This window comes from Streptomyces sp. NPDC005423, assembly GCF_040606415.1.
In the GTDB taxonomy this organism is placed as follows: Bacteria; Actinomycetota; Actinomycetes; order Streptomycetales; family Streptomycetaceae; genus Streptomyces.
Genome location: NZ_JBEXET010000001.1, coordinates 84,480 through 94,685 on the forward strand (window position 1 = coordinate 84,480; position 10,206 = coordinate 94,685).

Genomic DNA, 10,206 nt, shown 5'->3' on the forward strand with positions numbered 1-10,206 from the left:
CTCTTCAGGCGCCCGGGAAGCCGGGCTCGTGGGGTTCGATGCCGGCGTAGGACAGGAACGCGTTGAGCGCCTCTCCGTACAGCTCATTCATCCGTTGACGCACCTGGGGCGTCCACTGAGAGTGGATGCGGCGCAGGACTGTTTCCAGGTCGGCGTTCCAGGTGTCCTCGTGGAAGGCGTAGTCGACCATGTGGAGGACCGCTTCGGTGCCTCCGCGGCGAGCCCGGCCGGCCAGCTGGATGAGATCGACGATCATGCCCGCGACGACCTCCTCCTGGAGGGACTTGTGCATGGCGGTGAACTGCGGGGCCGTCCGCAGGAGAAGGGACAGGCGTTCCCAGGCAGCGTCACGACCGACGGCAAGCCCCTGTGACGGGTTCGAGCTACCGCCGGTCGGCAGGGCCCGCAGACCGGCGGCGTTGATGCTGGCGTACATCTCGGCGGGCTCGCTGAGGAGCGCCAGGGGACGTACACAAAGGTAGACGGAGCGGACGGCGGAGCGGATGCCGACGACGATGTTGAGCCCCCTGGCAATCAGCGACAGGGGCACGACCAGGATCTTGCCGTGCTTGGGGAAGTCCTCGAACTCCTCAGCGGTGAGGCGTACAGCGACGTTCTCCTTGGGCAGGTCAGGGTCGGCACGGTGGCGGTCCTCCGCCCGCACCGCGACGCACAATCCGCCGCCGTAGTGGCCGGCTTGCGCGATGCCACGCGCGAGCCAGGCGCACTGCTGGTATGAGTTGGCCACCACGAGCACGTGGGCGCGGTCGGGGTCCTGGGCCGCCGTTCGTTCGAGTTCGCGGTGGATCTTCTGGTCGTACAGGTTGCTGCCCAGTTCGATCAGCGCGTCCTTTTTACGGCTGGGGTGGGTGCCTGACACCTTGATGGGCTCCCCGAACAGGGGGTGGCCCTCTCCGTACTCGATACGGTGCTTCCTGGCCCGGATGGACTTGGCCTGCGCGTCGGTCATCCACCATCGGACGGGGGCATGGACATGTTCGCGCACGGCTTGGGGGAAGTATGCGGTGGCCGACAAGCCCATCACCGGCCGCTCCACAGCGGCCAGGAGGAGCGAGACGACACCGCCGAGCTCGGCGGTGTAGGTGTGCGGGTCACCGGTGATGGTCTGAGCGACAAGGCTCGCGTTCTTCTCCTTGTCGTCGAGCCCAGTGATGCGGTAGCCGGTGATGGAACGGCCGAGCATGCCCAGCGGAATCACCGAGGAGACTGCCGTGGTCCCCAGGAGTTCCACGATCTTCTGTGCCGACCGCAGGCCGGAGGAGCGGTAGTCCTGGGCCTTGTCCTGCAGTTCGGACAGAGCTTCGTCCAGCTCGATCATGGCCGTGCGTGTGACCAGGAGGTTGATGGCCTTGGCGCGCCGTTGAACGTCCTTGATGGAATCTTCGAGAAGCGTGTGCAGTTCCAGCTTCACCATGTCGAGCAGGTGCTCGCCGCGTGGCGCCACGAGGGCGCCGAGGGCACGCCGCACGTCGTCCCAGTCAGGTTCGAGCAGACTCGGTTGGGAAGCGAGCGGATCGAGGCCCCGATATCGGGCCGGCATGAGGGCGTTGAGCCGTTGGAAGAAGTCCGGCGGAATGTCCGTCTCTTCCGCGATCTCCGTCTCGGGCCAGAGCAAGCGGATGAGTGCGCGGTCCCGTCCACGGGCCAGGTGCCAGCGGGTACTGGTCTGGTCCGGAATGCGGGCCTGGGCTCGCTCGTCCTCCGTGGCGTGCAGGCTGAGGGCGTTCTTGCAGATGCTCAGGAGGAGGAACTCCGCCATCAGCCGCACGTGGCTGACGGCGGGCAGTAGGTTGTGCTCGTCGTCGATGTGCAGCCGCTTCGCGTCGGTGTCCATCTCTTGCGGCGCTGCGGACCAGTGCCGCCGAGAGTGCAGGACCACCTCGCCGGCGCAGTTGTCGATGGCCCGGGACTGGAACTGGTCCACTTCGTCGACGAGCACGGCGTGGCAGGTCCGGAGCGCGAATTCGGCCGCCGTCATGCTCCGGACGGCCCGGCCGTCCAGGTTCACGCCGATGCGCAGGTTGCCCTGCATGAAGGCGTAGTGGTTCATGATGACGACGTTCGCGGCGCAGGCGTCGTAGACGGGGGCGAACTTCCCGCACGTCGGGATCCAAGGGCAGGCTGCGGAGCCCACCCCCTGACGGCGCAGGTTCAGGCACGGTTCGCGCCCGGGTGGGTAGTCGCCGGTGGCCTCCAGGAAGGTTTTCTGTGCACATCCGTAGGCCAGTTGGTCAAGATCGCGCTCGCCTCGCTCACCCCATTCACCGGGGAGGTCGGGATCTTCGTTGATGAGGGAGGCGTGCTTGAGGGCGCGGTCGTGCATCCCGGACGAGGACATCAGGTGGGCGCAACCTGCCTCGTGTTCGATGACCCCAGTTTTGTGCAGGTGGTCGAGGTCCCCACGCACATTCCACGTCGCTGCCAGGCACGCCTTGATGTCGGGCAGCACGATGGCGACACGTAGCTGGTTCGCGGCGAACCATGCGGCCATGATCCGGACCAGGACGCTCTTGCCGGTGCCGGTCGGGGCGTTGAAGATCTCTGTCCGGCCAGCGGTCATCGTCAGCGCCTCGCGGGGCGACAGGCTGTCGGTGGTCTGTAGCACCTCGAAGAGCTGCTGCAGGGTCTGGTGCAGGTAGCGCTTCTCCGGCGTGTAGCGCAGGTCGATATGCCGGGCCAGGCCAAGGAGTTCGGGCGTGGGGATACGGACGTCGGGCAGGTAGGGGACAGAGGAGACGTGCGGGAGCTGATCGTGGCCGAGCGGGGCGGTGAACTGGGGGTAGGTGGGGATGGTGAGCCGCCCCTGGATCTGTCCCTCCCCGTTCACAAACATCTCCTGCGTGGCCCATGTCCCCGGACCGGCGAAGTCCGGTGGCTTGGGACGGCCGCTGGGGCGGCGGAAGCGGGCCGTGAGACGGTCGACGTATCCCGGTAGGTCGCCGCCTACCCGTGGGAATGCGGCGCTGGCCGTAAATGGATTGTCACCAACGAGCTCAAAGGGAAGCATCGTCCCCGGGCTGTCGGGGTCGTTTCCGTGCAGGGGCGCGAGCATGGTCCGGGCTGTGATCGAGAAGGCCCGGAGACCCGAGATCTCGGCGGGGGCGATGGCGTACACCGCCGTGATCCGCTGCTTCTCCTCGTGAGTGAGGCTGTCCCAACGTTCCCACGCCTGGTACTTGCCAGAGACCAGGAACGCCGCCTGCGCAAAGGACGCAGCGCCGCGTTCGTCCCCCTCCACCGTTTCGGGGAAGTAGTGGGCGGCCAGCGCCAGCGCTGCCAGTACCGCAGTCTCCTTGACCGACACCTCGCTCATGTCCAGCTCACCCCTGCCTCCTTGCACACCAGTTCCCCGAACTCGGAGGCGGTGACCGCCCTCATCCCGTACGTCTCGCACACCCCAGAGAGCAGCGGGACCTGGCGGGCCCGGTAGTCCGGCACGACCAGCCACTCGGCTCCGCCCTTGTCGCCCTCCTGTGCGTGGATGAGCTTCGCGAGCGTCGTCACCGACGTGTAGTCCTTGACGTCGACCTTGAACGACACCTTCTTGCGTCGCTTCGGCGCGACCTCCACCAGGAGGTCGTAGGCGTCCAGCCCCGGCCACAGGTCCACCTTCAGCCCGCACTCCTTCAACCGGTCGAACAGGGCCAGCTCCGGAAGCCCCGGCACGGTGGTGTACCTCCAGATTCCGCGGGCGAGCGCCTTGTGGCCCTCTGCGGGCAGCGCCTCGGGCAGGGTCTCGGTGTCCGGATACAGCACTGCCTCCCTCCCGCTCGGGCGCGCCGGCGACGGCTCTGGCAGCAACTCCGGCGCTTTCTCGGCCGACGCTGGACGGAACAGGTACGCGGCACCCATGTCCGCGTGGGGGGCGTGCCAGCAGCGAGCCGACCCCACGATGTTGCCGGCGTTCTTGCGGAGCATGAGGCGCATCGGCCAACGGCAGACCGGGCAGGGAAACCACCAGCCGTGGTGGACGGACCCGTAGGGGATCTCCTCGTAGAAGTCGACGACCCCCATCGGCAATTTCAGCTTGCGCAGTTGGTCGACCGGACCCGCCGGATGCCGGATGAGGTCGGACCGGCCTGCCTCGTAAGCGTTCTGCGTACCCTGCTTTCGTAGAAGCGCGTACGCCGTCTCCTGCTCGATCTCCGACTGCAGCTCCCGATCGCTGATCGCACCCGCGTCCTTTTCGAGCTTCCGCAGGGTATGCAGCAGAATCCGCTGCTCCAGATCGAGATCGAAGGCATCCTCGGTCACCTGCCCGTCCCCGTCGACGACCAGCAACCCGCCTAGGTCCAAGGCACTCACGCCGTCCGGCAGCAGCCTGGCCAGATCCCCTCTGAGTGCCTTCCGGAACTCGGCAAATGGCAGCGGGCTGCTTGGGCCGCGAGCCGCTAGCATCGTGCCGTGGCACTCCATCAGGGTCGACAGACGCTGCTCCGGCTTCAAGCCGGGCGACGTCATGGCCTTCGCCGCCCACAGGGCAGCCCGGGTGACCAGGTAGCGGACCCTGACTTCGTCAAGTGTCTGAGCATCGTCGTGCGTGGGGCTCGTCACAAATCCGCAGCGTAGACCGCACCACTGACAATCTCCCCGAGATGGAGGGAATTACCAGCTTCTAGAGTGAGTCGACCGGAAACGGGCCGAGCCCTGTGGTATCAACCTTCGGATAGAGCTCCCGATAGAGATCGAGATACTCCGCGACATGCCGCTTTCCGAGCCTGGTCAATCGCCATCGGTACTCGGCAACGTGCGTGCCCCCTGCCGCCATCACCGGAACGGATTCGACGAAGCCCCGGCTCGGCTGACCGCCCGCTTTCCCCTTGTAGCCCACCCCGATGAAGAAGAGGGACCGGCCCGCCAACCGGTCGTCCTCCAACCCTGCCGGCTCCGCCGCCGCAACCCGTGCCAATACGCCCCACAACCACTCCGACAACAGATGCACTGCGTGGTCGGATTCACGAGGCTCGCCCAGCCCGGCGCGGGCAGCTGCTCGGCCCCGGCGAGTAATCTCCACCAGCACCCGGTCCACATAACCAACGCCGGGATGCTCGACGGCGTCCTCCGTGATGATCAGCAGTCCCCGCCGCTCAAGTGCATGCACGGTCTGACCAGCGCCAGGATCGTGCACTCCGCCACGCCGAAGGCGTTCCTGCAGGCGGGTATAGCCCACCAGTGACGGTGCTGCCTTGAGGGTCAACGGCAGCTTGCGCCACTCGGCCGCTCGGGGCACTGCCAGACGCTGCACCCGTCGCATCCACATCTCGGTCTCCGTCATACGGTCATCCCGCATGATTTCGCCCAGGTAGATGCGCTGCCGTTCGTTCAACAACTCCCAGGTCTTCAGTGCGGCATGCGAGGGGTCCTGCTGCCGCTTGCCTGGAATCTGCGGCGCAGGCTCATCTGTACGTGTGCGCATCCAGGCGTCCAGGACCATACGCACGGGCACGCCGTAGGCCTTCGCAAGAGGAGCGAGCAGCCTGCCGGTCGTCTGGGCGTCCTTCCACCCCCGGCCACGCACCTGGCGACCGCTCTCCAGAGCCGCCACCTTGGCTGCGGACACGCACAGCTCACGTCCTGCGGACGATGCTCGCAGCAGTTCAGCGACTCGGTCGACGGGCAGTCCAGCGGCATAACGAAGATCGATCAACGTTTCTGCACCGCGCTGAGCTCCGGTGAGCGCTCCAGAGTCGCACCCCAAAGCCTTGGCCAGCTGGTCCAACCGGGCCGGAGTGGGCGAGTGCCGACCCTCCTCGTAGAAGAAGATCATCCTTTCCGACACCCCAGCCCGCGCCGCCAGTTCCGCTCGTGTCAGCCCCAGCTCTTTGCGCCGGGCCGCCAGGCGGCTCGGCTCGATTTTGCGAAGGGGCGCGGGCATGACTCCATAAGAACCAGGCTGAAGACTTCATTGCAACCGTGCCTCTGCACCCCGTGTCGGTCCTGCTACCGGCATGGATCAACACTGACAACGGCGAGCCGTCCCCGAACGGTGCGTGCCGCCCGACCGCTCCGTCATCCTTGGGTCTGCACGGCCTCTGCCTTCACCGCAGGTACCGCGCTCTGACGACACCGCTGCGACGCCGGCCGCGCTCCAGCCCTGAGTCTCGGATGTTCCCTATCCACTCGCCGATGTCCTTGCATGAAGCAGGAGCAACTCATCCTTCCGGCCGGAATAGTGCGGTACCGCTATCGATTGATCCTCCTGTAGCGATCGCAGGAGGGGGACGCTGGTGACCGACCTGAAGCTGTTCCGGCTGGATGCCGATGGCCGGGACATCGAGCTGCGGGGTTCGACGGTGGCTCTGGAGGTGGAGCTTCAGCGTCGGATCGAGGCGGGGATGGCGGCGATGCTCGGCATCCGCTTCCTGGCGTCCGAGTACCCGACCGGGCCCTGGCACCGGGGCCGGATCGACACGCTCGGGCTCGACGAGAACAACACGCCGGTCGTGGTGGAGTACAAAAAAGGCGCCGATAGCGGGGTCATGTCACAGGCGGTCTCCTACCTGTCGTGGCTGTGCTCCGCGCGTCACGAGTTCGAGGCCCTGGTCAAGGAGAGGTTGGGTTCCGAGGCGGCCGAGGCGATCGACTGGCGGAACCCGCGGATGGTCTGCATCGCGGCGAGCTTCTCGCACCACGACCGGGTCGCGGTGCACCGTCTTCACGAGCGGATCGACCTGGTGCGCTACCGCGTCTTCGACGGCGGGCTGCTGAGCCTGCTGCTGATCGAGTCCGCCCCTGGGTCTGCGAGCTCGGCCCCGGCTCGGCGGCAGAGTCGGGAGCGGGAGGTGGCAGCTGATGCCGACAACGGGGACGGGAAGCCGTCGGTCCAGGCGACCCCCGGCGTGGCTCCCGCTTGCCTCCGGGACCTATACGGCGAGCTGGACGAGGCCCTGACCGCATGGGGCGAGGTGGAGGTGGCTCCGCTGCTGCACTACATCGCCTACCGGCGGATGGTGAACCTCGCCTCGGTCATCTTCCGCCCGAAGCATGAGGCGATCCTGGTCTACCTCAAGGTCGACCCGGACACGGTCGAGCTGGAAGATGGCTTCTCTCGCGACATGCGCGGCATCGGTCACCTCGGGACGGGCGACCTGGAGGTCCGGATCGCTTCGGCGGCCGACTTGGAGAAGGCGGGGCCGCTGATCCGGCGGGCGTTCGAGGCTGCCTGACGCAAGGGGAAGGGCGGCTGGTGATGGGGATCCCAAAAAATCCTCAGGATCGATCAGCTTCCCCACTTGGTTGCTGACTCAACGATTGGTCGGCTCCTCAGGCATGGGCAGCCCAACACGGTAGGCGTCCAATGCCGCCGCCCTTTCGTGATAGGGCAGTCGGGACAGCTTGGTGACGAGGGCCCACATGGCGCGCTCTCCCTCCAGGCTGGAGGGCAGAACCAGCGCCAACGACTCGGCGAGTGGCTTGCGACCGACATTCACCAGTGCTCGTACCGCCGCCGCCCATTCATCGGTAGCGGCAAGCGCAGCCCGATACCACAGCGGGATCAGACAGCCGAGCACAACAAGGCTGACCAGCAGTGCCAAGACGTTGGGGCTGGTCATGCACAGCGCCACCGCTGCCACAACAGCGATCACGGCATGGCCATAGAGCAGTGAGACGAAGAAGTCGACGCTCGCGCGGGCCAGGTCCACTTGGCGCCGTACCTGCTCGGGTGCCGTGCCGGTCAACTCGTTCCACAAGATCTGGGTGTCGAGACGGAACCGGTCATGGCCGTACTCCTCGAAACGGCGGATGGCATTACCCAAGCGGGTAGGGGCGATCTGCCCGTCATCAACCGGATACCGGGCGAGTTTCTCGCGTAGCAGTGACCGCTGAATAGCCGTGCGCTGACGGTCCCTTCGTGCCGCCCGGGCGACTCGCGCACTGGCGCGCAGCCTCGCCAACTCGGCTACGTCGTTCTCGGACAGTTGGTCTGCTTGTTCCGCTTCACGACGCTCCAGCCTCAAAAGCGCAAGCCGATCCTGCAGGTCGTGTTTGGACCGTAGGTGCCGGGCGCAGCCGCGATCGTACGAACGGCTCGGCCACAGCAAGTACCCCTCCAGTACGCGGTAGAGAGGGTTTTGCAAGGCGGCCAGTACGAGTCCGAGCAGGATAGACATGGCCAGCAGCAACAGCGCACCGTTGCTTCCCGTCGTGGGCCACAAGCGCGTAGCCACGGCTGTGTGGCGCAGGCTGGGCGCAACGCCAAACCAGAAGACGCTCAGATTGAGGGCGGTCGGCAGTATCCAGCCAACGAGCAGCGTCCATGCACCACCGAGCACGCCCTTAGCGATGTCGCCCACTCGTCACCATTCATCGTCGTCGTCACCGAGCGGAGGGCCGGGTGGCGTATTGCCCACCCCACTGCCTTCACGCAGGCCCTCAGTGATGTGCATGTCGCGGCCGGCCTGGTAGATCCGCCCGCTTCCAGACGCTCTGGCCTCCATGGTCACGTCAGGGCGAGCCTGCGCATCGGGTGGAAGCGCACCAACGGCGTCCACGAACGCCCTTAGTTCGTCCGCTAGAGCTGGCTCCCTCCTCAACAGGCGCTCAATCCTCAGCCGCCACTCGGCTGCCAAATCTGCCTCAGCGGCGTCATCTCCGGAGTCACGGCTAGCGAGCACCTCCACTCGCGTTTGCGTCAGCTCGGCGTCGATGGCTTCGCCCTGTTCCGGAACGGCCCGTCGCCACAGCTCCACCATCGCAGCCTGTGCCTGCTGCCAGGCGTCGGTGGACATCGCATGCACCAGCACGCTGGCAGCGGCCACCGCGATCGGATCCATCCCATCCCCTCCACGAAGTACCGGCTCTCTGCGACCAAGCTAGGGGATCTGAAGCAACCCGGTCAGAGCCAGTCCATCCACCGAGCACGGGGCGAGGATAGTCAAAGAGCGCCAACACTGGCGCATCGGTGCCTCGATGCACCAGCCGCCCTTCGCCGTCTGCGGTTCATCGGCCCCGGCCCGGTCACTCTCCTGAGCCAACTCCGCTCGGAGCCTTGCTCAACCGATGCATTCCAGTACCGCCCCCATAGCGTGACCGTCTCCTTCCGCCGACCGGATGAGATGATCACGTTTGTCTGTGCGTGATCGGCTCGAAGAGAGGGAGCACAAGGGTGCTCAAGGACTCGTCGTTGCGGGGCTACTTACTGGAAGAATCGCTGGCCTGGCTGCTGCGCTTCAGCGGCTACCGGCTTCTCGTCCACGAAGATCAGGATCCGGTCGAGTTGATGACGGAAGGCCAGACTCTCCGAGTTCGAGGGAGGGGCGCGCTCCACCAGGTCGACGTGCTCGGAGAGTTCACTTTCACTCCGGCGTTCTCCATGCCAGTGCGACTGTTCCTGGAGGCCAAGTACTACCAGACACGCTGCGAGCTGGAGGTCGTGCGGAACGCCCACGGCGTCATGCACGACGTGAACGAGAACTTCATGACGGGCCCTGGCACGCGGCCCCGGCAACGGTACAAGTACTCGTACGCCTTGTTCTCAGCGAGCGGATTCACTCCGGACGCCCAGAAGTACGCGCTCGCCCACCAGATCTCCCTCGTGGACCTGTCTGGTGCCTCCTTCGCCTGGCTGCTCGGCCACATCGGAGCCACGGCGACGAGTCTGTACGCGGCACAGCAGAATCTGCCGAAGTCTGCCCCCTTTCCGCTGAACTGGATGCGTGCGGAGCTGCGGAAGGCGCTGGCGACGTCCCCGCTGGACCTGCTGCCGTCGGTCTCCATCCCTGATGGGAAGTTCAAGCAGGCCGCCGGCACCGCAATTGAGGAGTTCGCCACTGTGCTGCGGCAGCACAGCGACGCGGAGCTGCTGCTCGGTTTCCCTGCCGCGCCGTTCATCCTGCCGCTCGCCGCCAATGATCACCGAGGGTTTCTGGAGTACGCGGAGGCGAAGCCGGACCATGCGGTGCGGATCAGACGGCGGGGTATGGGGGCTGCGGCGGAGTGGACGTTGTCGCCCGCGGACGATGTCAGTGCCTATGAGTTGACCTTCAAGCTCCCGGAGCACATCGAGGAGTGGATCAGTGGCATCGGCGAGAAGGAGCGCCGTCGCACCGCGGAGGTCAAGGAGCAGTTCCTGTCGGCGATCACTCTCTACCGTATGAACGGCACAGGGGTACGCGCCTACCAGCTGCGCTATGAGGCGAGTTCTCTGTCCCGGGCCGGGGCCTCGTAGGCATTCCGGCCCGGGTG

Annotated in this window: 7 protein-coding genes; 2 read left to right on the top strand and 5 right to left on the bottom strand. The window is 66.1% G+C overall.

The window, feature by feature from the left end:
• Window positions 1-4 precede the first annotated feature (4 nt).
• The 3 genes from ABZT12_RS00380 to ABZT12_RS00390 all read right to left on the bottom strand — a co-directional run bounded on the left by ABZT12_RS00380 (window position 5) and on the right by ABZT12_RS00390 (window position 5,896).
• Complete coding sequence (locus ABZT12_RS00380) at window positions 5-3,334, bottom strand: hypothetical protein (RefSeq protein WP_356374837.1); 3,330 nt, start codon at window positions 3,332-3,334, stop codon at window positions 5-7.
• Window positions 3,331-4,575 (bottom strand): hypothetical protein, encoded by a 1,245-nt coding sequence (locus tag ABZT12_RS00385; RefSeq protein WP_356374840.1) that lies wholly within the window; start codon window positions 4,573-4,575, stop codon window positions 3,331-3,333. The genes ABZT12_RS00380 and ABZT12_RS00385 overlap by 4 nt, the downstream gene beginning before the upstream one ends.
• 61 nt (window positions 4,576-4,636) lie before the next feature.
• Entirely contained in the window at window positions 4,637-5,896 is a 1,260-nt protein-coding gene (locus tag ABZT12_RS00390; RefSeq protein WP_356374843.1) for a helix-turn-helix domain-containing protein, read from the bottom strand.
• 352 nt (window positions 5,897-6,248) lie between these two features.
• Between ABZT12_RS00390 and ABZT12_RS00395 the strand changes: the two genes are divergently transcribed.
• Window positions 6,249-7,187 (top strand): DUF5655 domain-containing protein, encoded by a 939-nt coding sequence (locus ABZT12_RS00395; RefSeq protein WP_356374846.1) that lies wholly within the window; start codon window positions 6,249-6,251, stop codon window positions 7,185-7,187.
• Between the two features lie 78 nt (window positions 7,188-7,265).
• On the opposite strand, the gene ABZT12_RS00400 is transcribed toward ABZT12_RS00395, so the two are convergent.
• Window positions 7,266-8,315, bottom strand: coding sequence for a hypothetical protein (locus ABZT12_RS00400; RefSeq protein WP_356374849.1), 1,050 nt, complete (start codon window positions 8,313-8,315; stop codon window positions 7,266-7,268).
• A gap of 3 nt (window positions 8,316-8,318) precedes the next feature.
• Window positions 8,319-8,795 (bottom strand): hypothetical protein, encoded by a 477-nt coding sequence (locus ABZT12_RS00405; RefSeq protein WP_356374852.1) that lies wholly within the window; start codon window positions 8,793-8,795, stop codon window positions 8,319-8,321.
• Window positions 8,796-9,127: 332 nt separating this feature from the next.
• Between ABZT12_RS00405 and ABZT12_RS00410 the strand changes: the two genes are divergently transcribed.
• Window positions 9,128-10,189 carry a hypothetical protein gene (locus ABZT12_RS00410; protein ID WP_356374855.1) on the top strand — a complete coding sequence of 354 codons (1,062 nt, stop codon included), beginning with the start codon at window positions 9,128-9,130 and terminating at the stop codon, window positions 10,187-10,189.
• Window positions 10,190-10,206: the final 17 nt, after the last annotated feature.